The sequence below is a fragment of the Williamsia sp. SKLECPSW1 genome (assembly GCF_054332755.1).
On the sequence record NZ_JBTGLI010000001.1, the window covers coordinates 575,470 to 601,405 of the forward strand.

Annotated in this window: 26 protein-coding genes; 7 read left to right on the plus strand and 19 right to left on the minus strand. The window is 70.7% G+C overall.

All coding sequences use genetic code 11. The annotated features are described in order from the left end of the window. Positions 1 to 62: 62 nt before the first annotated feature. From ACXVUM_RS02495 to ACXVUM_RS02505, 3 genes are all read right to left on the minus strand, one after another. The gene (locus ACXVUM_RS02495) at positions 63 to 494 is read right to left on the minus strand and encodes a hypothetical protein (protein ID WP_458520293.1); all 432 of its coding nucleotides are present in this window, start codon (positions 492 to 494) and stop codon (positions 63 to 65) included. A gap of 241 nt (positions 495 to 735) precedes the next feature. Continuing rightward, positions 736 to 957, minus strand: coding sequence for an MbtH family protein (locus ACXVUM_RS02500; RefSeq protein WP_458520294.1), 222 nt, complete (start codon positions 955 to 957; stop codon positions 736 to 738). Positions 958 to 973: 16 nt separating this feature from the next. After that, positions 974 to 1,315 carry a hypothetical protein gene (locus tag ACXVUM_RS02505; protein WP_458520295.1) on the minus strand — a complete coding sequence of 114 codons (342 nt, stop codon included), beginning with the start codon at positions 1,313 to 1,315 and terminating at the stop codon, positions 974 to 976. 293 nt (positions 1,316 to 1,608) lie between these two features. On the opposite strand from ACXVUM_RS02505, the gene ACXVUM_RS02510 reads away from it, so the two are divergent. The 3 genes from ACXVUM_RS02510 to ACXVUM_RS02520 are packed head-to-tail and all read left to right on the plus strand — an operon-like array spanning position 1,609 to position 4,732. Continuing rightward, the gene (locus tag ACXVUM_RS02510) at positions 1,609 to 2,625 is read left to right on the plus strand and encodes an ATP-binding cassette domain-containing protein (protein WP_458520296.1); all 1,017 of its coding nucleotides are present in this window, start codon (positions 1,609 to 1,611) and stop codon (positions 2,623 to 2,625) included. Next, positions 2,622 to 3,476 carry an ABC transporter permease gene (locus tag ACXVUM_RS02515; RefSeq protein ID WP_458520297.1) on the plus strand — a complete coding sequence of 285 codons (855 nt, stop codon included), beginning with the start codon at positions 2,622 to 2,624 and terminating at the stop codon, positions 3,474 to 3,476. Before ACXVUM_RS02510 ends, ACXVUM_RS02515 begins: the two co-directional genes overlap by 4 nt. Continuing rightward, positions 3,473 to 4,732: an ABC transporter permease gene (locus ACXVUM_RS02520; protein WP_458520298.1), complete on the plus strand. Its 1,260-nt coding sequence runs from the start codon at positions 3,473 to 3,475 to the stop codon at positions 4,730 to 4,732. Before ACXVUM_RS02515 ends, ACXVUM_RS02520 begins: the two co-directional genes overlap by 4 nt. A gap of 1 nt (position 4,733) precedes the next feature. On the opposite strand, the gene ACXVUM_RS02525 is transcribed toward ACXVUM_RS02520, so the two are convergent. Beyond that, on the minus strand, positions 4,734 to 5,696 hold the full coding sequence (locus tag ACXVUM_RS02525; protein WP_458520299.1) for a PLP-dependent cysteine synthase family protein: 963 nt from the start codon (positions 5,694 to 5,696) through the stop codon (positions 4,734 to 4,736). 218 nt (positions 5,697 to 5,914) lie between these two features. Between ACXVUM_RS02525 and ACXVUM_RS02530 the strand changes: the two genes are divergently transcribed. Continuing rightward, a complete protein-coding gene (locus ACXVUM_RS02530; RefSeq protein ID WP_458520300.1) occupies positions 5,915 to 7,345 on the plus strand; it encodes a wax ester/triacylglycerol synthase domain-containing protein in 1,431 nt (476 codons plus the stop codon). Here ACXVUM_RS02530 and ACXVUM_RS02535 read toward each other — a convergent pair. The 4 genes from ACXVUM_RS02535 to mftE are packed head-to-tail and all read right to left on the minus strand — an operon-like array spanning position 7,325 to position 11,302. Continuing rightward, entirely contained in the window at positions 7,325 to 7,750 is a 426-nt protein-coding gene (locus tag ACXVUM_RS02535) for a PPOX class F420-dependent oxidoreductase (protein WP_458520301.1), read from the minus strand. The genes ACXVUM_RS02530 and ACXVUM_RS02535 overlap by 21 nt on opposite strands. Positions 7,751 to 7,760: 10 nt before the next feature. Continuing rightward, entirely contained in the window at positions 7,761 to 9,062 is a 1,302-nt protein-coding gene (gene mftG / locus ACXVUM_RS02540; protein ID WP_458520302.1) for a mycofactocin system GMC family oxidoreductase MftG, read from the minus strand. A 54-nt stretch (positions 9,063 to 9,116) separates the two neighbouring features. Further along, positions 9,117 to 10,589: a mycofactocin biosynthesis glycosyltransferase MftF gene (gene mftF, locus ACXVUM_RS02545; RefSeq protein ID WP_458520303.1), complete on the minus strand. Its 1,473-nt coding sequence runs from the start codon at positions 10,587 to 10,589 to the stop codon at positions 9,117 to 9,119. Further along, positions 10,586 to 11,302, minus strand: a complete 717-nt coding sequence (mftE, locus tag ACXVUM_RS02550; RefSeq protein WP_458520304.1) for a mycofactocin biosynthesis peptidyl-dipeptidase MftE — start codon at positions 11,300 to 11,302, stop codon at positions 10,586 to 10,588. The genes mftF and mftE overlap by 4 nt, the downstream gene beginning before the upstream one ends. 214 nt (positions 11,303 to 11,516) lie before the next feature. On the opposite strand from mftE, the gene ACXVUM_RS02555 reads away from it, so the two are divergent. Further along, the gene (locus tag ACXVUM_RS02555; RefSeq protein ID WP_458520305.1) at positions 11,517 to 12,629 is read left to right on the plus strand and encodes a CaiB/BaiF CoA transferase family protein; all 1,113 of its coding nucleotides are present in this window, start codon (positions 11,517 to 11,519) and stop codon (positions 12,627 to 12,629) included. Between the two features lie 31 nt (positions 12,630 to 12,660). On the opposite strand, the gene ACXVUM_RS02560 is transcribed toward ACXVUM_RS02555, so the two are convergent. The 5 genes from ACXVUM_RS02560 to mftA are packed head-to-tail and all read right to left on the minus strand — an operon-like array spanning position 12,661 to position 16,302. After that, positions 12,661 to 13,476 carry a mycofactocin-coupled SDR family oxidoreductase gene (locus ACXVUM_RS02560; protein ID WP_458520306.1) on the minus strand — a complete coding sequence of 272 codons (816 nt, stop codon included), beginning with the start codon at positions 13,474 to 13,476 and terminating at the stop codon, positions 12,661 to 12,663. 3 nt (positions 13,477 to 13,479) lie between these two features. Then, positions 13,480 to 14,676 carry a pre-mycofactocin synthase MftD gene (gene mftD / locus ACXVUM_RS02565; protein ID WP_458520307.1) on the minus strand — a complete coding sequence of 399 codons (1,197 nt, stop codon included), beginning with the start codon at positions 14,674 to 14,676 and terminating at the stop codon, positions 13,480 to 13,482. Between the two features lie 32 nt (positions 14,677 to 14,708). Then, positions 14,709 to 15,911, minus strand: a complete 1,203-nt coding sequence (gene mftC, locus ACXVUM_RS02570) for a mycofactocin radical SAM maturase (RefSeq protein WP_458520308.1) — start codon at positions 15,909 to 15,911, stop codon at positions 14,709 to 14,711. Further along, a complete protein-coding gene (mftB, locus tag ACXVUM_RS02575; RefSeq protein WP_458520309.1) occupies positions 15,908 to 16,210 on the minus strand; it encodes a mycofactocin biosynthesis chaperone MftB in 303 nt (100 codons plus the stop codon). Before mftB ends, mftC begins: the two co-directional genes overlap by 4 nt. Further along, positions 16,195 to 16,302, minus strand: a complete 108-nt coding sequence (gene mftA / locus ACXVUM_RS02580; protein ID WP_458520310.1) for a mycofactocin precursor MftA — start codon at positions 16,300 to 16,302, stop codon at positions 16,195 to 16,197. Before mftA ends, mftB begins: the two co-directional genes overlap by 16 nt. A gap of 123 nt (positions 16,303 to 16,425) precedes the next feature. Between mftA and mftR the strand changes: the two genes are divergently transcribed. Further along, on the plus strand, positions 16,426 to 16,998 hold the full coding sequence (gene mftR / locus ACXVUM_RS02585) for a mycofactocin system transcriptional regulator (protein WP_458520311.1): 573 nt from the start codon (positions 16,426 to 16,428) through the stop codon (positions 16,996 to 16,998). A 94-nt stretch (positions 16,999 to 17,092) separates the two neighbouring features. Next, positions 17,093 to 18,148 (plus strand): 2Fe-2S iron-sulfur cluster-binding protein, encoded by a 1,056-nt coding sequence (locus ACXVUM_RS02590; protein ID WP_458520312.1) that lies wholly within the window; start codon positions 17,093 to 17,095, stop codon positions 18,146 to 18,148. A gap of 55 nt (positions 18,149 to 18,203) precedes the next feature. Here ACXVUM_RS02590 and ACXVUM_RS02595 read toward each other — a convergent pair whose 3' ends face one another. The 6 genes from ACXVUM_RS02595 to ACXVUM_RS02620 all read right to left on the minus strand — a co-directional run bounded on the left by ACXVUM_RS02595 (position 18,204) and on the right by ACXVUM_RS02620 (position 25,869). After that, positions 18,204 to 19,478: an NAD(P)/FAD-dependent oxidoreductase gene (locus ACXVUM_RS02595; RefSeq protein WP_458520313.1), complete on the minus strand. Its 1,275-nt coding sequence runs from the start codon at positions 19,476 to 19,478 to the stop codon at positions 18,204 to 18,206. Beyond that, entirely contained in the window at positions 19,475 to 20,128 is a 654-nt protein-coding gene (locus tag ACXVUM_RS02600; protein ID WP_458520314.1) for a hypothetical protein, read from the minus strand. Before ACXVUM_RS02600 ends, ACXVUM_RS02595 begins: the two co-directional genes overlap by 4 nt. Continuing rightward, positions 20,125 to 20,739, minus strand: coding sequence for a hypothetical protein (locus ACXVUM_RS02605; RefSeq protein WP_458520315.1), 615 nt, complete (start codon positions 20,737 to 20,739; stop codon positions 20,125 to 20,127). Before ACXVUM_RS02605 ends, ACXVUM_RS02600 begins: the two co-directional genes overlap by 4 nt. Further along, positions 20,736 to 21,365, minus strand: a complete 630-nt coding sequence (locus ACXVUM_RS02610; protein WP_458520316.1) for a hypothetical protein — start codon at positions 21,363 to 21,365, stop codon at positions 20,736 to 20,738. Before ACXVUM_RS02610 ends, ACXVUM_RS02605 begins: the two co-directional genes overlap by 4 nt. Beyond that, positions 21,362 to 21,946 carry a hypothetical protein gene (locus tag ACXVUM_RS02615; RefSeq protein WP_458520317.1) on the minus strand — a complete coding sequence of 195 codons (585 nt, stop codon included), beginning with the start codon at positions 21,944 to 21,946 and terminating at the stop codon, positions 21,362 to 21,364. Before ACXVUM_RS02615 ends, ACXVUM_RS02610 begins: the two co-directional genes overlap by 4 nt. A gap of 80 nt (positions 21,947 to 22,026) precedes the next feature. After that, entirely contained in the window at positions 22,027 to 25,869 is a 3,843-nt protein-coding gene (locus ACXVUM_RS02620; protein ID WP_458520318.1) for an nSTAND1 domain-containing NTPase, read from the minus strand. Between the last annotated feature and the right edge of the window lie 67 nt (positions 25,870 to 25,936).

The window sequence follows — 25,936 nt, forward strand, 5'->3', positions numbered from 1 at the left end:
GAGGAAACCGGCGCGAATCAGGCGTCGGAGACGGGAGATCGGCGTGCGGACACGCCGTGAATTCAGGCGCCGGCGAGGCGGCTGGCGATGCCGCGCAGGTCGATCTCGCTGGTGCGGACACCGCGCTGCGGAGTCGCGACATCGGCGATGTCGACCTCGGCGAGATCGGCGAGGACGCGTGCGAACGTCCCGTCGATCACCGCGGCGACGGTGGCCGGATCACGCTCGGTCGACAGCGACGGGATGGCCGCGAACACCGAGGCGACGACAGCCGCCCGGTCGTCCATCTGCTGTCCGCGGGTGACGGGGACCATGAGGTCCAGTGCGGCGTCGAGCTCGCGGTACGAGAGGGCGCGGTAGTGGTACCGGCACACCACGCGACCCGGCGTGGTCGCAGCAACTCGGCGAACGGCGGCGACCAGGTCCGGGACATCCGCCCCGAGCGACTGATCCGATGCGGCCGTTCCCCCCGACCGAACTGCTGTGGAAGTCATCTCTCACCCCTGTACATGTGCGACTTTCCGGTGTGTGCAGACACACTAACCGGAGGGGGAGCGCGAACGGGTGTCTGTTCCGTTACAGATTGGAACGGTTTCTACTGGAGGACTTCTACAAAAAGTCCCCTGACCAGCAGGTTCACACCAGATTCACAGCAGAAACACAGCGGTGATATTTGTGATTCGTGTCACGTTCGTGACCGATATGCCCGCGAAACGGACACGTCACGCGTGCCGATCACTGTCCTGAGTCGGCCTCCATGGCCTCGATCAGGCTCTTGGGCCGCAGATCGGTCCAGTGCTCGTTGACGTAGTCGAGGCACTCCTGGCGCGATGCCTCGCCGAAGACCTTCGTCCAGCCGGCGGGGATGTCGGCGAAGGTGGGCCAGAGCGAATGCTGGTTCTCGTCGTTGACGAGTACGAAGAAGCGGCCGTTCTCGTCGTCGAACGGATTGCTCATGGCGTCGACCTCCTGTTCAGCGAGTGCGTTCAGCGGCGCCGACGGCAACGGTCGCCGACGTGCGCAGAGCAGTCAGCGTAGCCGCCAGCCCGGACGGGCCGGAAACGGCGAGGCCGGGGACCGTCATCATCAGGGCGACCGTCAGCGTCGAGTCGTCGATCACGGGCGACGCGGCCATCGACGTCATCGCGGTGCGGGCGGCAGCGGCGAGCTGACCGAACGAGACCACGAGGTCCGGCCTCGTCACCGCCGGCGCGTCCGGGGCCACGGAGGCCGCTCGCGTCACGAGGTCACCGAGGGTGCGGGTCGCGCCCGGTGACCGGGGGGTGTCGACCTGTGTCCCGAGCGTCGTCGCCACGGTCCCTCCTCCAGCTCGTCTACCCCGCACGAATGTCTGCTCATCTCGTATTCGAGACCACCGCATTGTTCGGATGGGGGAAATGTTATCCGAGTTCCTGCAACCGCAAATACGTCATCGCGAATTCCCGGATGCTTCAGAGGGGATATCGACGACACACGCGGCTCCGTTACATCCGCCCCGTGGTTGCCCTGTGCGCCCCTGGCGGTCAGCTATCTTCGTCGTGTCAGCCGCGATCGCGTCTTCGAGATCTCGATCTCCGATCCACGACCCCGACAGGGAGCGCAGAACCGATGTCAGTGACGCAGGGCCGGCCGGTCGGGGACGCCCCGTCCGGCTCCGCGCTCGCGGTGGTCGCGGACGGTCTCGTCAAGAGATTCGGTGATTTCACCGCTGTCGACGGGGTCTCGTTCCAGGTGCCGACCGGGACCGTTCTCGGCCTGTTGGGACCGAACGGCGCCGGCAAGACGACCACGGTCAACATGCTCGCGACGCTCCTGACGCCCGACGGCGGTTCGGCGACCATCGCCGGGTACGACGTCGTGACCCAGCGCGCGGGCGTCCGTCAGTCGATCATGCTGACCGGCCAGTTCGCCGCCCTCGACGAGGCCCTGACCGGACGCGAGAACCTCGTCCTGTTCGGTCGGCTGATGGGGCTGGACAAGAAGGCCGCCCGCAGTCGCGCCGAGGAACTCCTGGAGGCCTTCTCGCTGACCGAGGCGGCGGGCCGACGCGTCGGCACGTTCTCCGGCGGTATGCGCCGACGCATCGACATCGCCTGCGGCCTGGTGGTCCGGCCCGAGGTCGTCTTCCTGGACGAGCCGACGACGGGACTCGACCCGCGCAGTCGGCAGGACGTCTGGAACATCGTCACGTCGCTGCGGGACATGGGCATCACCACCCTGCTGACGACGCAGTACCTCGAGGAGGCCGACCTCCTCAGCGACAACATCGTCGTGATCGACTCCGGCCGCGTCATCGCCGAGGGCACGGCCGACGAGTTGAAGGACCGGGTGGCCGGGACGGTCTGCGAGGTCGTCCCCAGCTACCCCGACGACCTCGACCGCATCGCCGACCTGCTGGCCGATCTCGCACCCGACGGCGTCCGACGCAACGCCACCCAGTCGGCGCTCACCGTCCCCGCCCGCACCGGCACCGCGACCCTCGTCGAGGTGGTGCGTCGCCTCGACGACGCCGGGATCGAACTCACCGACGTCGGCCTCCGCCGTCCCTCGCTCGACGACGTGTTCCTCAAGCTCACCGAGACCCCGGCGGATCCCGCGCCCTCGGCGGGTCCGGGACCGCGATGACGCAGGCGACCTCCGGACCGGGCGCGCCGACCCTCGAGAAGACCGGGAGCGCGGCCCGGCTGATGGTCGGTGAGGGCGTCCGTCCGGACGTCCATCCACTCGGGCAGATCGCGGCCCTCACCGGGCGGTCCCTGCGGTCGATGTTCCGGCAGGGCGAGTTCTACCTCGGGATCTTCGCGCCGATCATGCTGGCCATCTGCTTCTACGTCCCGTTGCGCAGCATCTTCGACTCCATCCCGGGTGTGCGGTACGGCCAGTTCCTCATGCCGGTGATCTGCCTGCAGTCGGTGGGTTTCGTCGCGACGTCGGCGGCGATGCGTGCCGCCACGGACGCCTCGGTCGGCATCACCGAGCGGCTGCGCAGCATGCCGGTCAACCCGATGATCCCGATGATCGCCCGGCTGTGCGCCAACACGCTGCTGCTGATCGTGTCGCTCATGTGGGCGTTGCTGTCGGGTCTGGCGATCGGCTGGCGCCCCCAGCAGGGACCGCTGTACTTCGTCGGGTTCGTCCTCGTCGCGCTGGTGGTCGGGATCCTGCTCGCCGTCGGCGCCGACGCGATCGGCATCCTGGCGAACAACCCCGAGGCGACCAGCCAGGCGCTGGCGTTGCCGCAGCTGATCCTGGGGATGTTGTCCACCGGGTTCGTCCCGGAATCGCAGTTCCCCGAATGGATCCGCCCCTTCGCGCGCAATCAGCCGATCTCGCAGTTCACCGATCTGATGAGGGCATTCGACAACGGGTCGGTGACCTTCGACCAGTTCGTCGCGCCCGGTGCGTGGGCCCTCGGGATCCTCGTCCTGGTGGTGGTCGGCTTCTCCGTCGTCTTCGCGCGGGGGTACCGCCGGTGACGTGGGAGATCACCGGGGCACCGTCCGGCGACGACAGCTCGTCCACGCGGCGACCACGCCATCGCTCGTCGCGCGACGCTGTCGCCGACCACTGGTGGCGGGCGGCCCAACCGGATCCAGACGAGATCGCCGCGGCCGAGACCGAGGCCCTGTCCCCGTCGGCGATCCGCGATCGTCTCGCGGCGGCGCCACCGCCGCAGCCCCCGCCGCCACCACCCCAGCCGGGCACCGGGCGACAGGTCCTCTTCCCCGGCACGGGCTCGATACGGGCCGTGGTCGGGACGTGGACCGTGCTGTCCGACGACGCGGCGGGCCGCACCACCCGACACCCCCACCCCCAGTACCCGCGCCCCGGCGCGGATGCCCCGACCGAGCGGCTGACGGCGCTGCGGGCGCGCGACGCGGCGGTACGCGGCGGTGCCACGTCGACCGACATCCGTGCCCTGGCGACGGTGTTCCCGACCCCGGAGCGCGTCGGCGAGTCCGGGTGGCGGGCCTACCGCAGGCACACCGCCATCCTGACCGGCCGACAACTCCTCGTGTGGGTGCGCGACCGGACGACGCTGCTGCAGACGCTGTTCTTCCCCGCGATGAGCATGATCATGTTCAAGGTCGTGCTCGGCGACGCCATCGGCAAGGCCACCGGGCAGAACAGCGCCTTCGGCACGGTGCCCCTCGTCGTCCTGGTGGGTGCGATGTTCGGGTCGTTGGCGGGCGGCGTCCGTCTGCAGAGCGAACGCAAGACCGGTCTGCTGACCCGCCTCTACGCACTGCCCGTCCACCGCGGTGCCGACCTGTCCGCGCGCATCCTCACCGAACTCGCCCGCATCCTGCTGGGCACGATCATCCTGACCGCGTTCGGCACGATCATCGGGTGGCGATTCAACCAGGGGATCCTGCCGTCGCTGGGCATCTTCGCGGTCGCCCTGCTGTTCGGTGCGGCCTTCTCGACGATGGTCCTCGCGCTCGCGTTGTCGTCGTCCCGACTGCCGCTGGTGCCGATCATCTCGCTCGTCTCGAGCCTGTTCATGTTCTTCAACTCGGGGTTCTCGCCGATCAGCGCGTACCCCGCGGTGCTGCGTCCGATCGTGGCGAACCAGCCGATGACCTGCGCGATCGACGCCATGCGGGCGCTGGCCGTCGGTGGGGATCTCGGGTCGAGCCTGTGGAAGACGGTGGCGTGGGCCGTGGGTGCCCTGGTGGTGTTCACCTACCCGGCCATCCGCAGCTACCGGCGGGCGGCCGCGAGCCGCTGACTCAGCGCGGGTTGGCCAGCGCGGGAGCGGTGGCGTCCGACTCCTCGTAGGCCCCGGTCGACAGGTACTTCCAGCCGGCGTCCGGGACGATCATCGCGATGTCGGCCCGGCGTCCCGCGTCGAGCTCACGCTCGCCGACACCGATCGCCGCCTCGAGGATCGCGCCGGTGCTGGCGCCGGCGAAGATGCCCTCCATCGAGAGCAGCGCGCGCACGAACGACGCCGACCGGTCGGCGTGGACGGGGTACCGCTCGCTCAGCAGCGCCGGGTCGTAGAGCTCGGGGATGAACCCCTCGTCGAGGTTGCGCAGTCCGCAGATCTTGTCCCCCACCACGGGTTCGGCCGCGATGATCCGGACGTCGGGCTTGTGCCGGCGCATGAACAGGCTGACCCCGTTGAGGGTGCCGGTCGTGCCGAGGCCCGCCACGAAGTGCGTGATCTCGGGTAGGTCGGCGAGCAGTTCCGGACCGGTCCCCTCGGAGTGGGCGAGTGCGTTCGCCTGGTTGCGGTACTGGTCCAACATCACCAGGTCCGGGTCTCGTTCGGCCATGCGGTGCGCCTCGTCGACCGCACCCTTGGACCCCAGGCCGGCAGGCGTCAGGATCACGGTCGCCCCGTACATCCGGAGCATCGCCTGACGCTCCTCGGTGGAGTTCTCGGGCATGACGCAGACGAGGCGGTAGCCCTTGACCTTCGCGTTCATCGCCAACGCGATCCCGGTGTTGCCGCTCGTGGCCTCGAGGATCGTCGCCCCCGGACGCAGACGACCCGAGCGTTCGGCACACTCGATCATCTTCGCGGCCGGACGATCCTTCACCGACCCGGTCGGGTTGTTGGCCTCGAGCTTGGCCCACAGGCGCACCGACGGCCCGTACCCGTCCTCCTGCCACTTCGGTGACAACCGGGGCAATCCGACGAGGGGGGTTCCCCCCAGGGAATCGGCCAAGGACGAAAAGCGGGTCATCTCTGCCTCTCTGCACCGGCGTCCTGGGGACGGCAATGTCGACCGGTGCGGACGGGGGTCAGGAACGGAGGATCCGTATGTCGATGGTAATGGGATCGCTGATCCTTATGCACGCATTACCGAAAAGTGGGAATTTGTTGTGGTACACGCATACGACAGCGATTCGGGTCGTCACGGCCGGTCCACGCGCAGGTCGACGACGGGGAACGGGGAAACCAGTGCGGCGTCTCAGCGCCCGTGATGCCGGATACGTGTATCTGGTCGACGGGTTCATCAGCTCACGGGTGATCTCGTGCTGGGTCCTGGCACGCGATGACGGGACGCCCACGGGCCTGGACGACGAGGCGATCGTCGACCTGCTGTGCCGCCGCCTCGCCGTCGACGAGATGTTCTCGGCGGTGCTCCGGCGTGCTCCGGGCGATCTGGGTGAGCCCTACTGGGTCGTCGACCCCGACGTGGATCTCGCGGCACACGTCCGCGTCCACCCGGAACCCATGGTCTGGTCGCGTGCCCAGGAGCTCATCGCCGGGGTCGCCGACCGGCCCTTCGACATGCGATCGCCCCTGTGGTCGGTCGACGTCCTGTCCGACGTCGCCGGGATGCCCGCGCGGCCCGGATCGGCCACGATCCTCGCCGTCTCGTTCCACCACGCCGCGTTCGACGGCATCGGGTGGGAGCAGCGCATGCACAGGCTGCTCGCCGACGAGCCGGATCGACCCGCCGACCCCCAGCCGATCGGCGGCCTCGAGGGGCCGTGGTGGAGGACGGTGGCCCGGGACGCGCTGCGCGCGCCGGCCCGGTGGGCGGCGTTCGCGGCCGCCCTCGCCGGCGCACTGCTCGAGGCACGCCGACAGGCGCGACGGTCGCAGGGGGACCGGGCGGTCTACGACCGGCATGCCGCATCCGTCACCCGGTTCAACCGCGGGCTGCGCGGTCGTCGGTGGACCGACTTCGTCGAGATGGACGAGGTCGACCTCGAACGGGTGGCCCAGCGGGCCCGGGCGGCGACGAAGAACGACGTGTTGCTGTCCATCGTCGCCGGCGCCGTCCGTGGCTACCTCGACGACCACGACGAGTCCCCCGAGCGGCCGCTGGTGTGTCTCGTCCCGATGAGCACGCGCCGCTGGGAATCCGATCAGACCGACCCCGACACCGCCAACCGCTTCATCCCGTTGTCGGTGTCGCTCCACACCGACGTCGAGGACGTCGTCGAGCGGGTCGACGCGATCGCGAGCAGCACCCGGTCGGAGAAGGACCGCGGCACCACCGTGGTGTCGAGTCGGCTCTGGCAGGCCGTCAAACTCGCCCCGGCGTCGGCGTTGCGGATCTCCGGGGCGTTCGCGCGACGCAGGGGCCACCGGGTCGCCTCGTCGACGGCGGTGAACACGGTGCTGTCCACCGTCATCAACAACACCCCGGTGGCGACCGTCGCGGGCGTCCCCGTCGTCTCCGGGTTCGCGGTGTCACCGCTGGGCAACGAGACGGCGCTCGCGCACTGCGCGGTCGTCGGTCTCGGACGGGTACGGATCTGCGTCACCGCCGACGACGCCGTCCTGCCCGACATGGACGGCTACATGCGACATCTGGCGGCGTCGATCGACGACCACCGCGCGGCCGCCGTTCGCGGGTCAGGCGGTCGCGTCGAGTGAGGCGATGACCTTCGTCGGCGCGATCCACACGACGAGCTCGCCCGGCACCCCGTTGCGTGCACCGAACTCCTCGGCGCGGTCGGCACCCATGTAGCGCCGGCCGGCCTCGGTGGCGACGCGCCGCACCTCGTCGAGGTCGTCGCTCGTGTGCGCCGTCCCCTGCACCTGCACGAACGCGTACGGCGGCTCCTGCAGATCGACCGTCATCACCACACGCGCATCGCGGGCGATCGCCCGGCCCTTGGCCGTCGCCGCCCCGGTGTTGAACGCGATGCGGTCCCCGTCGAGGACGAACCACACCGGCGCGACGACGGGACGCCCGTCGGACGCCGTCCACCCCAGGTGTCCCGTCTTGGTCCCCGAGGACAGGAAGTCACGGATCGCCGGGTCGTCGAGTGAGGTCATGGCGGAAAGGCTAGTCACCCGCGGCGATCCGCGCGGCGATGACGGAGGCGACCATCATCACCGTCTCGTGCGGCCCGCTCGACAGCGGCGTCGGCAGCACGGAGGCGTCGGCGACCCACAACCCGTCGACACCGGCGAGGCGCCCCTGCCAGTCCGTCGCACCGCCCAGCGGGAAGGTGCCCCAGGCGTGGTGTGACGTCGACAGCGTCGCGTCGATCGTCGTCGACCCCGGCACCACGAGGTCGGCGAAGTCGGGGCCCTCGAGCATCGCCGCCACCTCCTCGGCGTGCGCCCGCATCCGATCCATCGTGGGCGGATCGGGGCGACCGAGGTCGATCGCGAGGGTGCCGTCGTCGGCGACGGTGATCGAGCCCGCGCCCGTCGATCGCATCGCCGCCACACCCACCGCCGGTCCGCTCACCGGGACCCCCTCGACGTGGTCGGCGAAATCGTTCTCGTAGCAGCGGATCTCGAATCCGTCCTCGGTGTGCAGCACGGTCTGCACCACCAGCCCCGGTCGCTCGGCGGCCGATCGGGACCTGCTGCGTACCAGCAGCTCCCGGTGTTCGGCGACACCCGTCGTCGCACCGAGGCCCGACCGCGCCGCCACCACCGCGGACCCCAGCGTCCCGGCGCAGAGCACGACGATGTCGGCCGGGACGACGACGCCGTCCGAGAGGACGACCGAACGCACTGTGTCCGAATCGATCTCGATGTGATGCACCTCGCTGTGCAGGCGTACCCGCAGGCCGGATCGTCCGGCGGCATCAGCGAGGAACGCGTCCGCCGCGGTACGCCGGGTCCGGCCCGTCGCGTTCACCCGGAGACGGACGAGGCCCGGTCGAGGCCACACCCCTGCGATCTCGGCGTGACCGGCGCGGCGCGCGGCGTTCTCGAATGCGACTGCGCGAGGGCGTAGTTCGGCGTCGGTGACACGGCTGACCGCCATGCGCCCTCCCCCGGCGTCGCCACCGTCGAGCTCGGTGAAGGTCCGGTCGAGGAGCTCCGGTGCCCACACCGAGCGATCCCATCCGGCGAGATCCTCGGCGTGCGGACGGAGGAAGTAGGCACCGTTGACGCCCGACGACCCCCCCAGGCCGAATCCGCGGGGCAGCGGGGTGCCCTCGCCGTCTGCCCGGACACGCACCCGCGTGCTGTCGACGAGCGGCAGGTCACCGATGTCGACGGGGTCCGGCGCCCCACCCGCCTCGAGCACCAGAACGTCGTCGTCACCCGACCTGCTGAGTCGTTCGGCGACGACGCACCCGCCGCTGCCCCCGCCGACGACGACGACCCGTCTGCGGGCCGTCACGACCAGTGGCCGGTGACCGCTGTCCGGGCCACGTCCGTCATCGCAGAACGCCCGTCATCGGGCGGTCGCCGCCACAGGTGTCCGGCGTCGGGGTTCGGCACGGACGATCGTCGGGCGCAACGCCGTGGCCGTCCTGGCCGTCACGACGCCCTGCCACAGGCCGGCCCCGTAGGCGAGGTCCCCGAGACGGTGGAGTGCGAGGAATCGCGCGACCCCGAGCGGCTCGATCGGGTCGGGGTTGAGCATCTCGGTGCGAACCCATTCCGCGACACCGTCGATCACCGCCACGGCGACGAGCACCGTACGGAACCGCGACGACAGCAGTGCCAGCACCAGGGACACCGGCCAGTAGTGACGGCAGAGCGCCGCGGCCATCTGCAGGAACCCGAACCCGACCGCCTCGGCGGTCAGGCGTGCGGTGACCGTCGCCGCGTCGGGAACCGCCTCCACGCGCCGGTAGAGGCGGCCCGCGATGACGGCGATCATCGCGAGGATCACACCGCCACCCCACCGTGACCGGGTGAGCGCGGCCAGCGCGGCGACGGCGGTCGGCACGGACACGACCACCGGTGCAGCGTGGCCGGGATGCCGATCCGACAGCGGTGCCGCACCCGTGCCGTAGAACCGTCGCCGCGACAGCGCGGCCCCGAGCGCGGTGCGGTGGTCGTGCGCGACGGAGGCGATCGGGTCGTACCGGACCGACCATCCCGCGGCGGTGAGCCGCCAACAGAGGTCGACGTCCTCGGCGACGTGCAGTCGCTCGTCGAATCCCGGGAATGCGCTGCGTCGCACGATGATCGCCGCACTGGGGACGTACGACAGACGGGTCCCCGGGACGACGGGACCCTCCCGGCGGCCCATGTCGAGCGAGGAACACAGCGCCTCGTACCGTGCGGTGACGCCGCCCTCGTGCGTGAGCGCGACCACGCGGGGCGCGACCATCGCGACCCGAGGGTCGGAGAAGTGCGCGAGAAGGGTGAACAGCCAGGACATCTCGGGGACCACGTCGGAGTCGACGAAGGCGACGAACGCCGTCTGCGCCTTGGCGGCACCGGCATTGCGCGCCGCGGCGGGACCGACGCTGCGCTCCGTGCGGACGATGGTCGCGCCGGGGGCTCGCATGGGCTCGCGGGACCCGTCGTCGACGACGACGACGTGCGCCCCGCGGAGGGCGCCGAGCAGTCGGTCGAGTCCGGACTGGTTGTCGCGCACGGGGATCACGACGGTGACATCGTCGACGGAGGGACCGAACATCGGTCGCGGATGCGCGATGCCGGCGTCGACCAACCGGCGGGCGACGGTCGCGGTCGCCTCGTCGGAGACGACGAGGCGACCATCGCAGTCGATCATCTCCGCGGCGCGTGGCGCGAGGGAGAGCAGGCGGGTCGGCGACCCCCCGACGAGGTGACGACCGTCGGCGGAGACCGCGACACGAGGATCGATCTGGACCTGGAAGCCGTCGGGCAGCCGGGTGGTCGACGGACCGCCGGTGACGACCGGCCCCGCCCCCGCCGACTCACCGGTCATGACAGCTCACCGCGATCGCTCGGACGCCACCCGACGACGGCCGTCACGAGCCGGTCGACCATGTCGGCGACGATGCGGTCGCCGTCGTCGGCGGTCGCCGCCCGGGCGTCACCGAGGACACCGTTCCCGCTCACCGCGCGGACGCCGCCGGATCGCAATGCGCCGATGAGCTCCCCGATCGGCTCGGTGGCACCGAGGGCCACCTTCTCACGCACGACGACCTCCGGTGAGATCGACAGCAGAGCAGCAGTTTCCGTGTGACCGGCATGGGCGTCGGCACCCGGGGAGGTACACGCCCACCACGCGACGTCGCGCCCCTCCTCGCGGAGCAGTGTCGTGGCGTCGACGACGGTGCGCGCGTTGCCGCCGTGGGCGTTGACGACCATCAGCCGCGACGCCCAGCGGCACGCGCTGCGCCCGAACTCGACCAGTACCGACCGCAGCGCGTCGTGTCCGATCGAGACCGTCCCGGGGAAGCCCTCGTGCTCCCCGCTCGCGCCGTAGGCCAGGGCCGGGGCCAGCATCACGTCGTGACCCTCTGCGATGAGACGGTCCACCGCCCGGCGGGCGACACCGTCGGCGACACGGGTGTCGGTGTCGAGCGGGAGGTGTGGCCCGTGTTGCTCCAGGGCCCCGAGCGGAACGACCACTGTGCACCGGCGTTCGTCCAGCTCGGGCCACGTCGTCGCGCCGAGCCCACCGGGGCGGGTCATCCGGCTCATGCTAGTCACCACGACGGATTCTGAACACCCGATCCGCGAACACAATTGACCCCTGTCGGCGCGTCTGCGCGGCGCGCCGTCGCACGTGGAGGGCGGTTCCACGGCCACCCTGGCGACCGCGCGAGCCGACGCTCGTGCGATGCTGTCCGCCGAGGCGAGCGAGTGCTCGGTCTGTGGTTCCCACGAGCGACGATGAGGTGGCCCGATGAGCAGTGCACAATCCCCGACCACACGCCCCGGCCCACTGGGCGGTGTCCGCGTGGTCGAGTTCGCGGGGATCGGTCCCGGTCCGCACGCCTCGATGCTGCTCGCCGACCTAGGCGCCGACGTCGTGCGCGTCCAGCGCGCCGGCAGCCTGCCCGCACAGGGCGCCACCGCCGACCAACTCCTGCGCGGACGCTCCGCCGTCGTCGAGGCCGACCTCAAATCCGAGACCGACCTCGCCGAGGTCCTCCGACTCGTCGACCGCGCCGACGTCATCGTCGAGGGCTTCCGCCCCGGGGTGATGGAACGCCTCGGCCTCGGGCCCGATGAGTTGCTCGGGCGCAACCCCCGACTCGTCTACGGCCGCATGACCGGATGGGGACAGCACGGACCGCTCGCCGACCGCGCCGGCCACGACATCAACTACATCTCCCTGACCGGCATGCTCCACGCCATCGGCCGCGCCGACGAACGCCCCACACCACCACTGAACCTCGTCGGCGACTTCGGCGGCGGCTCGATGTTCCTCGTCGTCGGCGTCCTCGCCGCCCTCGTCGAACGCGGCATCTCCGGACGCGGACAGGTCGTCGACGCCGCCATGGTCGACGGCGCCTCCGTCCTCGGCCAGATGATGTGGGCGTTCCGCGGTACCGGACTGTGGCAGGACCGGCGCGGCGTGAACCTCCTCGACACGGGAGCGCCCTACTACGAGGTGTACGAGACGTCCGACGGTCGCTACATGGCGGTCGGGGCCATCGAGCCGCAGTTCTACGCGCAGCTGATCGAGGGGCTCGGGTTGACCGACGCAGGCCTGCCGGAGCAGAACGACATGGCTCGCTGGCCCGAGTTGCGTGCCCGCTTCACCGAGACGTTCGCGACCCGCACCCGTGACGAGTGGGCGGCGGTGTTCGACGGGACCGACGCCTGCACCACACCCGTTCTCGACTTCACCGAGGCGCCGCAGCACCCGCACCTCGCGTCGCGCGGGACCATCGCCGACATCGACGGCGTCACACAGGCTTCGGTCGCGCCGCGGTTCTCCCGGTCCGTCCCCGGGACGCCGGAGGGTCCCGTGCGTACGGCGACTCCGGCGTCCCAGGTCTGGGCCGACTGACCGCCCGGGGCGCGGCACGCCGCGACCCGGGTCAGACCTTGACGGACCCCTGGTCCATCGAGAACTCCGACGCGGTGATCGTCTTCGCCGAGTCCGAGCAGAGGAACATCACCATGTCGGTGACCTCGTCGCACGTCGAGAAGAACGGCTTGTCGAGGATGGGCACGAAGTTGGGCATGAACCGTTCCATCGCGAAGACCTCCGAGGCCTTCGTGTCCTCGAACGCCATCGGCGTGTTCACCGCGTAGGGGTGGATGGTGTTGACGCGGATGCCCTGCTCGCCCAACTCCTTCGCCGCCGACTGTGCCATCCCCCGGATGGCGAACTTCGACGCCGAGTACGACGCCTGGAACGGCATCGCTTTGAGGCCGGCGCTGGAGCTGACGACGGTGATGCTGCCGCGGATGCCGTGGGAGATCATCACCGGGATGGTGACGCGCAGCGTGTTCCAGGTGCCGCGGACGTTGACGGCCATGATGTCGTCGAACTGCTCGGGGGTGAGTTCCCAGATGCGACCCCAGGTGAGCACGCCGGCGTTGGCGATCACGTGGTCGAGCCGACCGAAGCGGTCGACGCCGTCGGCGACGAGCTGCTCCTGGAACGCGAGGTCGCGGGTGTCACCCTGACGCGCGAGGATCTGTCCGCCGGCCTCCTCCACGAGACGGATGGTCTCGTCGAGGTCCTCGGGGGTCGCCGCCGGGTAGGTGGTGTGGTCGGCGATCGGCCCGGCGATGTCCATGCCGATGACCGCCGCGCCCTCCTGCGCGAACCGTAGCGCGTGGTTGCGCCCCTGACCGCGGGCGATACCCGTGATGTAGACGACGGCGCCGTCGAATCGTCCTGACACGTCTCAGCTCTCCTCGTCGGTGGTCTCGCCGAAACGCTTCTCGAAGCCGTCGGGGATGATCAGGTCCTCACGGGTCAGTTCGTGGATGCTCTTGCGGCCCAGTCCCATCAGGGCGGAGTCGATACCGCCGCGGAGGATGTCGAGGACGTTCTCGACACCGGCCTGGCCGTTGGCGGCCAGTCCCCAGAGGTAGGCACGGCCGATCATGACCGCGTCGGCACCGAGGGCCAGGGCCTTGACGACGTCGCTGCCGCGGCGGATGCCGCCGTCGAGCAGCACCTGCATGTCGGCGCCGACGGCGTCGGCGATGGGGCCGAGCATCCGGATGGTGGCCGGGGTGCCGTCGAGGTTGTTGCCACCATGATTCGACACCGACAGCGCCGACGCGCCGATGTCACGGGCTCGTTTGGCGTCGTCGAGGCGGGTGATGCCCTTGACCATGAACGGTCCGTCCCACTGTTCGCGCAACCACTGCAGGTCCTCCCAACTCGGCGGGGAGGTCTGCATCCATTGCCCGTAGGCACCGAAGAACGTCGGCGCGATCTGGCCCGGGTCGGCGAGGTTGGGGGCGGTCAGGTCGGGGACGATGGGCTTGCCCTTGTTGAACCACGACCACGCGTACCGCGGGCGCATCGCGATCTCCGGCGCGAGTCTCAGCAGTGCCTTGGCGTCCACCTTCTCCGGGATGGCGGGGCTCCCCCAGTCGCGGCCCATGGAGAACGACCAGTCGGTGGTCACGATCAACCCCTTGGCGCCGGCAGCCCGTGCACGCTCGGCGCGCCGGAGTATCTCCTCCCGCGAGTTCAGCCAGTAGATCTGGAAGAAGGTCTTCGGGTTCTCCGCCGCGACCTCCTCGACCGGCTTGGAGGCGAAACTGGACAGGCCCATGGCCGTTCCGCGCGCCGCGGCCGCCCGGGCGACGGCGACCTCGCCGTCCTTGTCGACCGCCTGCACCCCGGTCGGGGAGATGATCACCGGCAGCGAGATCTCTTGGCCCATGATCGTCGTCGACATCTCGCGGTCGGCGTGTGCGCCGACGACGTGGGGGGCGAAACCGATCTCGGCGAACGCCTCGACGTTGTCGGTGAGGGTGATGCCCTTCTCACTGCCGGCGACGAGAGCGGAGTACACCGACTTCGGCAGACGCTTCTGGGCACGCCGCTGCGCCTCGAGAACGGTTTCGAACCAGGGGTTGGCCATGACGGGCGACTACTTTCGTGACAGGGGTGAGGTCAGGCGGGCGCGAAGCCCGCGAGTGGGTTCTCGTCGCAGTCCCGCGACGGGGGCCGCGTCATCAGCTGCAGCGGCACACCACGGGAGTGGTCCTTGTTCGCCGACGGGGTCCTCCGCTCACCGGCCAGCAACGACTCCCCGTAGCCCTGAACGCATTCCGGGTCCGGGCCGTCGAGTGGCAGGCCGGTGAAGAACTTCGCCGCCATGCACCCACCGCGACACGAGTCGTAGTGATTGCACGACGCGCATGCCCCGGCGCTCTGCGGTTCGCGCAGTTCGGTGAACAACTCCGACTCGCGCCAGACCGAGGTGAAACCACCGGGATCGGTGACATTGCCGGCCAGGAAGTTCTCGTGGATCGCGAACGGACACGCGTACACATCGCCCACCGGGTCGATCAGACACACCACACGTCCCGCACCACACAGGTTCAGACCCGGCAGCGCCCCACCGGGTGACCCGTCGGAGAACGCCGAGAGGTGGAAGAACGAGTCCCCGGTCAACACGCCGTCACCGTGGGCGACGAGCCAGTCGTAGAGGGCGCGTTGCTGCTCGGGCAGCGGGTGCAGGTCGTCCCACACATCCGCACCACGCCCCGACGGCCGCAACCGCGTGATCCGCAGCGTCGCACCGAAACGGTCGGCGAGAGCCTTGAAGTCGTCGAGCTGTGACACGTTGTGGCGGGTCACCACCACCGAGATCTTCGCGTCACGGAACCCCGCATCCCGCAGATTCGTCAACGCACGAACCGCCATGTCGAACGACCCCGCGCCGCGTACCGCGTCGTTGACCTCGGCCGTGGCACCGTCCAGGGAGATCTGCACGTCCACGTAGTCTGACGCCGCCAACCGCGCAGCGACCTCTGGGGTGATGCGTAACCCGTTGGTGGAGAACTTCACCCCCACCTGATGAGCCGTCGCGTAATCCACCAGCTCCCAGAAGTCCGACCGCACCGTGGGCTCGCCACCGCCGATGTTGACGTAGAAGACCTGCATCCGCTGCAGCTCGTCGATGATGGCCTTGCACTGATCGGTGCTCAGCTCCCGCGGGTCGCGCTTGCCCGACGACGACAGACAATGCACACACGCCAGGTTGCAGGCGTAGGTCAACTCCCACGTCAGACAGATCGGGGCATCCAGCCCACGCTCGAACTGATCCACCAGACGAGGAACCGGCGCAGGCCGGGAGAGCATCGAGGTCATGAAGTCTCCGATGAGAGGGGAACCCGGCGGATCATCGCCGAGCCGGCGAGCGTGGACAGAGCGGCCACATAGGGACTCCGCGCGGCGGGATCGTCGACGACCGCCGCGACGGCCGCCTCCGCACTCGGATGATCACCGAGCGACCGCACCACCTCGACCACCGTCGTGTCCTTCAGGAACGAGAGCTTGCGGGTACCGAAGTGATAGAGCAGCGCACCGAACGGCTCCGGTCGCACAGCCACCCGCGGATCGAGCTCCCACGCCGCGCCGACATCGAACACGGTCAGTACACGCCGCACATGCCGTCGATCGAGACCTCCTCGACCAGACTCTCCGCGACCAACTCGGTCTCGGTGGCGTCGGTGCCGGCAGTGGTGTGGGCGTCGGACATGAGTACCTCCGGTGGGTGACGTGAACTGAGTCACAGCGGACTATAGTGGCACTCGGTGCCAGAACGCCAGGGGTGACGAGAACCTGTTTCAGAAATGCGGGCGGGAGGCGGTGAGGACACGACATGTCGACACCCGGGAGACGCCCCAGCACCACACGGGCCCGCATCAGCGCCATCGCCATCGACCTGTTCACCGACCACGGGTTCGAGGAGACGAGCGTCGACGACATCGCGGCCGCCGCGGGCATCGCACGACGCACGCTCTTCCGCTACTACCCGTCGAAGAACGCCATCGCCTGGGGCGACTTCGACGACCACCTCGCGGGCATGCGGGACCACCTCGCCGCGCTCCCGGAGACGATCGGGTTGGCCGACGCCCTGCGCTCGTCGCTCATCGCCTTCAACCGGCTCGACCCCCACGAGATACCTGGTCACCGGCGTCGGATGGCCCTCCTGCTGACCGTGCCGGCATTGCAGGCCCACTCCATGCTGATGTACGCCGGGTGGCGGGAGGTCGTCGCGGACTACGTCGCAGAGGTCACCGGCGCACGGCCCACCGACCACCATCCCCAGACGGTCGCGTGGTTGCTCCTCGGCGTCGCGCTGGCCGCATACGGGCAGTGGCTGACCGACGACGACGCCGACCTGGAGCATCTCCTCGCCCAGGGCAGCCGTATCCTCGATCACGGCCTCTGAGGCCCTGACCGCGTCGGTCGCGCCCTGGCGTCGGCGCTCCGGCACGGGGTAGCGTGACCAAAACTAGAACGTGTTCTCGTTTAGGAGTGGATCGATGACGTCCCTGACGCCGCACAGCGCGCGCAGCGCCGTGCTCACCGTCGCCGAGGTGATCGAGGAGACCTCGGACGCCCGGTCGATCGTCTTCGACGTACCGGCCGACCTCGCCGAGAAGTTCACCGGCTACCGGCCTGGCCAATTCCTCACCGTCCGCATCCCCAGCGATCGCACCGGGTCGGTCGCCCGCTGCTACTCACTGTCGTCCTCACCCTTCACCGACCCGCGTCCCAAGGTCACGGTGAAGCGCACCGCCGAGGGATACGGGTCGAACTGGTTGTGCGACAACGTCGCCGCCGGGACCGAGATCGAGGTCCTGCCGCCGTCAGGGGTGTTCACCCCGCGAGAACTCGACAGCCCCCTGCTGCTGCTCGCCGCGGGAAGCGGGATCACGCCGATCATGTCCATCCTGAAGGCCGCACTCGAGAAGGGCTCCGCCCCGATCGTTCTCGTCTACGCCAACCGCAGCGAGTCCGACGTCATCTTCGCCGCCGAACTCCGCGAGCTCGCACAGCGGCACCCGGACCGGGTGACGGTGATCCACTGGCTGGAATCGGTGCAGGGTCTGCCGACACCCGCGGCCCTGCGCGCACTCGTGGCCCCGTTCTCGACGCACGGTGCGTTCATGTGCGGGCCGGCACCGTTCATGGACGCGGTGCACACCGCCCTCGCCGACGCGGGATTCCCCCACGACCACGTGCACGCCGAGGTGTTCACGTCCCTGTCGGGTGACCCCTTCGACGACCCCGACCTCACGGACGCGTCGGAGGAGGAGACCGCCGACGCGGCCAGCGTCTCCGTCGAACTCGACGGCACGGTCCACGAACTGCGGTGGCCGCGCTCGAAGACCCTCGTCGACATCATGCTGGCCGCCGGCCTCGACGTGCCCTACTCCTGCCGCGAGGGCGAATGCGGATCCTGTGCGTGCACCGTCGTCGACGGCACCGTGCAGATGGACAACGTCGGGGCCCTCGATCAGGAGGACATCGACGACGGTTACATCCTCGGCTGCCAGGCCCGCCCCACCTCCGACGAACTCACGATCGAATTCTGATGCCGCTCCGCGGCGCGAGTTCTGATGCCGCTCCGCGGCACGGGTTCTCGGGGCGCTAGGACAGCAGTTCGGCGATCGGTGGGGCGTCGGCGACCGTCTTCCGCATCTTCATCACCGCACCGGCCCGGCCGGCACCGACCACACCCGTCAGTCGCCCGTCACGGCTGAAGTAGGCGAGGAACTTCTCGCCGTCCTCGTCGACGACGTGGATCTCGTCGTCCGCCGACGGTGTGCCCAGACACTGGACCTTGATGTCGAACTGATCGGTCCAGAAGTAGTGCACCACCGGTGCGGCCGAGGCCTTCTCGGTCCCGGCGATCACATCCGCGAGGACCTTCGCCTGCTCCACCGTGTGGTTCCAGTGCTCCACCCGACGACCGAACACACCGGCCTCGTCCGACCAGTTCGCCACGTCACCGAGCGCGTAGACACCGGCTGCGGATGTCAGACCGGTGCTGTCGCAGGAGATCCCGCCGCCGAGACGCCGGTCGGCGAGGGTGAGTCCGAGCGATTCGGCCAACCCCGTCGTCGGGATCGAGCCGATGCCCACGACCACCAGGTCGGCGTCGAGCGTCTCGCCGCCGTCGAGCACGACGCCGCTCACCGCGCCGTCGGACACGCGCAAGCCGCTCACGCCGACACCCGTACGCACCGTCACCCCGCGATCGGTGTGCATCTTCGCCACGCGCGCACCGATCTCCGCGCCCAGGGCCGCATACAGCACCGACGGCGCCGGTTCGACGATCGTCACGTGCGCACCGAGGGTGAGGAGACTCGCGGCGGTCTCACAGCCGATGAAGCCGGCGCCGACCACCACGACGCGGGCACCCTCGGACAGGTCGTCGCGCAGGGCGGAGACGTCGTCGGCCGTGCGGAGGACGTGCACCCCGGACAGATCCGCCACCGACGTCGCATCCTGACCGTCGAGGACGTCGTCGGGGAGGAACCGGGGGTCGAGACCGGTGGCCAGCACCAGCGACTCGAACGCGATGGCCTCTCCCGACCCGACCGACACCCTTCGGGCGTCGAGGTCGACCGAGGTGACCTCGGTGTCGAGGAGAAGTGCGATGTGGTTGTCGTCGTACCACTCTCGTGGCTTGAGTTCGACGAGACCGCGCTCACCGCGCAGGACGGCCTTCGACAGCGGAGGACGGTCGTAGGGCGGGTGGTTCTCCTTGCCGATGAGCGTCACGGGATCCGAATAGCCCGCCTGTCGCAGGTTCTCGGCGAGGCGCACACCGCCGAGTCCCGCACCCACGATCACCACACCAGCACCCATCGGCGCACGCTCCTTCTCGTCTGCGTCGGGACGGGGCGCCGCGGCCGTCATCCGCCCGGGCCCACCGGGTAGAGGTCGGCGAGTCGCCACGTGTCGTCGACTCTACGCATCACGGCCCACCGGGTGATCGGGGCCACCGAGACCGGTGGTGCCGCCGACGGGATCGTCACGCGCGCAGTGGCGTAGACGAGGAGGCGGGCCGAATCGCGGTCTCGCCGCGACAACCCCACCGACTGCACCGTGATCTGTTGTGTCGCACCGGTCGCGACCGCGCCCGGCAGCGCGGAATCCGGCCCCTGACTGCGCAGGTCGTCCAGGGCGCGGTCGGTGAGCATCGGGGTGAGGGCGCGCAGCCGGGTGGCGACGGCTCCGGGGTCGGCCGCGCCCGTCGTGACGGTCAGGTAGTCGGTCACGGCGGTCGCGGCCCGTTGTCGTAGCGGCATGGTGTCGGGAGGTGGTTCGGCACGAGGGACCGCGAGAGTCGTCGCGAGCGCAGCCACCAGCACCGCGACGGCGACACCGGCGAGCGCGGCATCGCGCCGCGGACTCCGGCGACCCGCGGGCCACCCTGCGACCGCGACGACCAGGAGGGAAGCCGCCGCGATCGGGGGCACCGACCATCCCGGCCACCCCAGCACCCACCCGACGACCGTCAGACCGCCGACCGTCGCCGCCGCGCAGACGGCTCGTACCGATGTCACCGGGCCGTCACCCCACCGATCACCCAACGCCCGGACTCGCGGATCATCGTGACCGTCAGAACGATCCGCCGATCCCCTGCCGCACCGCCGACGAGTTGAGGGGCCGTGGCCTCCGCGACGACCAGGACATCAGCCGGGCCCTCGGCCGGGATCGCGCCGAGCGCCCCCGCCGCCACGACCTGCCCGGTGCCGGGCGATCCGAGCGCGGCGACCGCTGCCTCGATGGCCGGTGCGGCACGGTCGATCCGCCGGCGATAGTCGCCGCCGCTGACCGAGCGAACGGCGTCGACGTACCGGTCGGGATGTGCGGGGTCGGCGGTGAGGACGGTCGCGACCGCCGTCGACGCGGACGCGACCACCCCGTCTGCCGGGCCCGGCCCACCACCGGCATGCAGGACCAGCCCGGCGACCACGGCGACGATCGCGAGGACCACGGTGACGGCCACCGACACCGCGAGCGCGCGGCGGCGGCGACCGTCCGTCGGGGCGGATCGCGTCATCCGTTCCTGTGCCGCCTCGACTGCCGCGGTCGCCGCCGCGACACGCTCTCGGGCCATCGTCACCCGCCGCGACGAGGTGTCGTCCGCTGTCGTGGCGGCGTCCTCGCTCATCGCAGCACCTGCAGGGACGCGACCGCCCAGTGGCCGTCCACGCGACGCAACCCGGCCGACACCACCTGACCCGTGGTCGTCCCGCCACTCGTGACGTCGATGAGTGCGACGACCTCGACCGCGTCGGCCGACGCGGCTCCGACCGCGGTCTCGACAGGCCGACAGGTCGCGCTCCCGGTGGCATCGGAGCCGACGACCGCCGCCCCCGAGCGCAACCGCTCGGCGAGGTCGCCCGTGGCGGACCGAATCGCCTCGGCGTCGCGCGCGGGCGTCCCGCGCTCCACCACGCGACAGACGGTCGGCGCGCCGATCGTCGCCACCCGGGACCGCGCGTCGGACACTGCTCGCGCCTGCGACCATTCGTGCGCGGCCACCCCGACGAACCCGCCCGCGGCGGCGACGACCGCAACGCAGACCGCAGCAGCGAGAGCTGTTCGCGCGGCATCCGTCCGCAGGACCCGGGCGCCGACGATCGCGACCACCGCGCCTGCGATCGCGGTGGCGAACAGCGACACCCACCACGCCGGTGTGCCGACGACCACGGCGGACAACCCGACCAGGGCGACGGCGACGACGGCGCCCATCCCGCTGGTCCACACCGCGACGAGACGCCGCAGGGCGGTCACGGGATCAACCCCACTCCGGCGAGCTTCAGACGGCCACCCTCGGGGACGATCTCCACCACCAGCCGGAGCCGTCGGGGGTCGTCGTCCTGCGACGTGGCGCCGGCGTCGGTGCGGCGGGTCAGGAGAACCGCGGTGACGAGGACCGACGAGGTGTCCCCACGCCGATCCGCCAGCGCGACCCCGTCCACGTCACCCGTCGTCTGCGTGCCCAACCGCGAGACGACCGCACTGTACGAGCCGCTCGACTGGGCGAACTCGTCGCGGAACGTCCCGGTGGCGTCGTCGAGGATCCGGGAGGCGCGGTCGGGATCACGGACGTCGGGGGTGAGCAGCGGGGTGACGAGTGTCCGGGCGGCGGTGAGGACGTCGGCGTCGGTCCACACCGGCGAGGACGCCCGTCGCGCCACGGTGACCCCGACTGCCACGGCCAGGGCGACGATCACGACGAGGACGACAGCCGACCACCTCGTGACCCGGCCGTCGGTCCGGCGCCCCTCGAGCCGGGCCAGATCGGCCTCCGCCGACCGCAACTCGGACCGTGCCGCCCGCAGCGCGCGACGGGCCGACCGCCTGTCCGACACCACTGTCACCTCCGCCGGTCCCCGCTCGTGTGCGCCGCGTGACCGATCCGCACATCGTAGGTGTCACGCGGCGGAGGGCATCAGCGGCACGGCGGGTGGTAGTCGAGCCCCGGGACGTACTGACCCCACTCCTCCCGGGAGATGGGATCGGTGTCGAGTCCGCAGGCGGAAGCCACCACGCTGTCGACGTCGGTGCCCCACGACCCGACGATCCCCGCCGCCCCGGTCGCGAGCACCTGCCGGTCACCCGGTCCGAACTGGATGTCGTAGATGCGGCCGGGGAACGCCCCGAGATGAGCCAGCGTCCGTGGCGCGGTCGGGTCCCGCACGTCCCACATCCAGAGCTGGCCGTCCGATCCGCCCGCCGCCACGCGGGACCCGTCGCGGGAGAACGTCGCGCCGTAGACGGCACCCGTCGGACCCGACAGCTCCGCGAGTCGTCGGGGCGCGGCGGGGTCGCTGATGTCCAGGACGACGACCTGGTTGGTCCCCGAGCTCACGACGACGCGCTTGCCGTCCGGGGAGAACCGGGATGCGAGCGCACCCGAGTCGAACAGCTTGACCCGCGACAGCAGGCGGGGTCGGGACGGGGTGGTCAGGTCGACGAGGCCGAGGAAGCCGTTGGCGGTCGACACCACGGCCATCCGTCCCCCCGGTGCCATCGACGTCCACGCCAGTCCGTCGCCGAGGTCGACGGTGCCCACCCGCCGCGGCGTCCGCGGATCGGACACGTCGACGACGGCCATGTCGGGCGACAACGTCGATCCCCCGACCGCGAGCGACGACTCGTCGCTGATCGCGACGCTCTCGATGAGGTCTCCCGGCGTGAGGTCGACCGGAGCGGAGATCACGGCGGGGCGACTCGGGTCGGCGATGTCGGCGAGGTACAGCCGCCCGTCGATGGTGCCCGCGGCGAGCAGCCGCGCGTCCCTCGTCATGTCGATGGACGTGAACCCCGTGTCGGGGGGCGGCACGAGGTCCGGCCCGGCCCGTTGGATGCCCGCCCTCGGGTCGACGCGCCACTGCGACACCGATCCGGACGCGTCGGCGTTGCTCACCGAGAACCGTGGCCCGTCGGCCTGGAAGGCGAACTGGAAGGTGTTCTTCGGTCCGGCACGCACCGAGTACTGGCGGGTCGGCCACACCGCGACCGTCCCGTCCTGGGCCGACGTCACCACGCGGTCGCCGGCGAACGCCGCACCCGACACGGTGTTCCCGACGCGCAGCGCCTGCGGCGGGGTCCGGTTGACGAGGTCGTAGACGCGGGCGGTGTCGTCGCTACTCGACCCGACGAGATGTGTCCCGTCCGGGCTGTAGGCGACGCCGTTCACGTAGCTGCCGAAGTCGGTGTAGTCGGCGGTCATCGTCGGGCGGCTCGGGTCGGCCATCGAGTAGGTCTTGATGTCCCGGGATTTCAGGCCCAGCGCCAGTTCCCCGGTGGTCGGCGAGAAGTCGCCGTCGTCGGCGGTGACGTTGCTGGAGCCGGGCAGCGCGATCACCCCGACGGGCCTGATCCCGTCGCGCTGCACCGTGCTGATGTCGACGCGCTGCAGGACGCTCGCGCTCGCGAGCAGTCGGCCGTCGCGACTGAACGCGACCATCGTCCCCGAACCGGCGAACGACGGCGGGATCGGCAACGACGTCCATCCGCCGCCGGCGTCGTGGCGGTACACCCCGATCCCCGGGCCGTCCGTCGCCAGGGCGAGGAGTGTGCCCGAGGGGTCGACGGCGAGGTCGTTGACCGCCGTGGTCACCCGCGGGACGTCGCCGAGCTGTGTCGGCCGGGCCGGATCGCGGACGTCCCAGGCAGCGAGGCCGTCGGTGCCCGACGCCCACAGGGACTGGCCGTCCGGGGAGAACCGGACCGAGAGCAGACGCTGCTCGGCGCTGGAGCGGCCCATCGTGGCGATCGCCGGCGACAGACCGGTCGGGGTGGTGCGGAACAGCCGGACGCGGTGGTCGGTGGCCGCGGCGGCGATCAGCGACCCGTCCGGTGAGACCGCCACCGCGACACCACCCCCGACGGTCACACGTCGCGCGGGGATGGCGCCCGAGGTCAGGTCGAGCAGGGCCGAGCGCGCCTCCAACGTCGGCGACACCCGATATGCGGCCAGGGCCAGCTGCAACGCGAGGCCCGGGTTGCGGGTGCGCTGCTCGTCGGCGATGTTCGCCAGCCGCGCCGACGTCGCGACGAGCCTGCTGCGGTCGGCGTCGTTGCGCTGGGACACCGCCTCCGAGCGGGCGACCACGGCGACCACTGCGGCGACCAGTGCGACGACCGCGAACAGGCTGGCGGCGACGGTGATGAGACGCATCCGCCGGGCCTGCCGTCGGCCGCGGTCGGCGACGTGGTCGCGCCGCGCCACCGCGCGGTCGAGGAAGCGCCGCTGCGACGCGGTCACGCGGTTCATGTTCTCGGGCGCGTCGGCGAACTCCGTGAACAGGTCGAGCCGGCCACCCAGGGGCAGCAGCTCGGGCGCCTCGTCACCGTCGACCCACAGGTCGAGTGCCGCCTGCAGCCGCCGGGCGATCAACAGTTGATCGCGGTCCTCGTCGACCCAGCGCATCAACCGCGGCCACGCAGTCAGCAGAGCCTCGTGGGCGATCTCGGCGTGCGTCTGTGACACCGACACCAGGCGCGCCGCGGCGAAGCGGTCGAGCACGCCCACCGCCCGGCGCTCGCGGACGTCGCGTCGGTCGTCCGGCTTGTCGATCGGCGGGACGCCCAGCTCCGTGAGCGGTGCCCGCCGGCGCGACATGCTGTCGTCGTCGACGAGCGTCATCGCGAGCAGCTGACGCCGGGCCACGATCTTCTCGGCGTAGTCGAGTTCGCCGTACACCCGCTCGGCGGTCTGCTCGACGGCACCGCGGATGCGGCCGGTCGCGACGTAGTCCGCGACGGTCAGCACCCGCTTGTTCGAGCGGGACCACGTCGACAGCAGTGCATGCGACAGCAGCGGCAGCGCGCTGCCGAGCCCGACACCGAGACCGGGTCGCAGGTCGGCGATGAGCAGGTCGACGAGGTCGTCGGACACGGAGACCCCCGCGACCGTCGCCGGGCCGACGATCACGTCCCGCAACTGTGCGGGGTCGAGTGCGGGGATGAGGACCGTCGCCTCCTGGAGTGCACGGGCCGCGCGGGGGTTCTCGGCGAGGACGCCGTAGTAGTCGGCGCGCACGGTGATGACACCGAACGTCTGCTGCCGCCGGGATGCGGTGAGGTCCGCCATCGCCTCGGTCAGCGCCCGTCGGGCGGCGGTGTCGTTGAGGGTGTACATCTCCTCGAACTGGTCGACGGCGATGAGCAGCGGACCGTCGCCGTCGGGCAGCGCTGCGAGTGCGGCCCGGAACGCCCCGACGGGGTCGGAGCCCGGGGTGAACAGGACGTAGCGCCAGTCCTCGAACGGGCCCTCGTCACCGATCTGCGCGAGCAGGCCGGCCCGCAGTACCGACGACTTCCCGGCCCCGGACGGTCCGACGAGCGTCACGACGGGCAGGCGGTCGATCCCGGTGACGATGGCGGTCGCCCGCTCGGACTGCTCCAGCACGGTCTCGATGACGAGATCGGTGATGTCGGCGCGACCGAAGAACACCGCGTGGTCGTCCACCTCGAAGGGGGTGAACCCGCGATATGGGGCGGGGGGCACCGCACCCTTGCGCGGTGCCTGACGACGCGCACGGGCGGCGGCCTGCAGCCACGGCGCATGCTCGGCCGCCTCGACGCCGAGGGCGATCAGCACCTTCCGCAGCGCGTCCTCCATCGCGGCCTGGGGCGCGTGCTGGCCGGAGAACCAGCCACCGACGGTGGCCGCGCTGGCGCCGGCCCTGCCCGCGATCTCTCGGATCGACAGGCCGGCGACTGACTTGAGATCGGTGAGGGCGCGCGCGAACTCGTCGCGCGTCTCGATCGTCTCGGGTCGCACCCTTCCCCCTCCACCTGGGCTTTCTCGTGTACGGCGGCTGTACGACGTACGGACTTGTGTATGGACC

Bases quoted from the DNA above. Each gene is read 5' to 3' on its own strand.
- ACXVUM_RS02495 (WP_458520293.1), bottom strand. From the start codon at position 494: ATGACTTCCACAGCAGTTCGGTCGGGGGGAACGGCCGCATCGGATCAG.
- ACXVUM_RS02500 (WP_458520294.1), bottom strand. From the start codon at position 957: ATGAGCAATCCGTTCGACGACGAGAACGGCCGCTTCTTCGTACTCGTC.
- ACXVUM_RS02510 (WP_458520296.1), top strand. From the start codon at position 1,609: ATGTCAGTGACGCAGGGCCGGCCGGTCGGGGACGCCCCGTCCGGCTCC.
- ACXVUM_RS02515 (WP_458520297.1), top strand. From the start codon at position 2,622: ATGACGCAGGCGACCTCCGGACCGGGCGCGCCGACCCTCGAGAAGACC.
- ACXVUM_RS02525 (WP_458520299.1), bottom strand. From the start codon at position 5,696: ATGACCCGCTTTTCGTCCTTGGCCGATTCCCTGGGGGGAACCCCCCTC.
- ACXVUM_RS02535 (WP_458520301.1), bottom strand. From the start codon at position 7,750: ATGACCTCACTCGACGACCCGGCGATCCGTGACTTCCTGTCCTCGGGG.
- mftF (WP_458520303.1), bottom strand. From the start codon at position 10,589: ATGACCGGTGAGTCGGCGGGGGCGGGGCCGGTCGTCACCGGCGGTCCG.
- mftE (WP_458520304.1), bottom strand. From the start codon at position 11,302: ATGACCCGCCCCGGTGGGCTCGGCGCGACGACGTGGCCCGAGCTGGAC.
- ACXVUM_RS02555 (WP_458520305.1), top strand. From the start codon at position 11,517: ATGAGCAGTGCACAATCCCCGACCACACGCCCCGGCCCACTGGGCGGT.
- mftD (WP_458520307.1), bottom strand. From the start codon at position 14,676: ATGGCCAACCCCTGGTTCGAAACCGTTCTCGAGGCGCAGCGGCGTGCC.
- mftC (WP_458520308.1), bottom strand. From the start codon at position 15,911: ATGACCTCGATGCTCTCCCGGCCTGCGCCGGTTCCTCGTCTGGTGGAT.
- mftA (WP_458520310.1), bottom strand. From the start codon at position 16,302: ATGTCCGACGCCCACACCACTGCCGGCACCGACGCCACCGAGACCGAG.
- mftR (WP_458520311.1), top strand. From the start codon at position 16,426: ATGTCGACACCCGGGAGACGCCCCAGCACCACACGGGCCCGCATCAGC.
- ACXVUM_RS02590 (WP_458520312.1), top strand. From the start codon at position 17,093: ATGACGTCCCTGACGCCGCACAGCGCGCGCAGCGCCGTGCTCACCGTC.
- ACXVUM_RS02595 (WP_458520313.1), bottom strand. From the start codon at position 19,478: ATGACGGCCGCGGCGCCCCGTCCCGACGCAGACGAGAAGGAGCGTGCG.
- ACXVUM_RS02605 (WP_458520315.1), bottom strand. From the start codon at position 20,739: ATGAGCGAGGACGCCGCCACGACAGCGGACGACACCTCGTCGCGGCGG.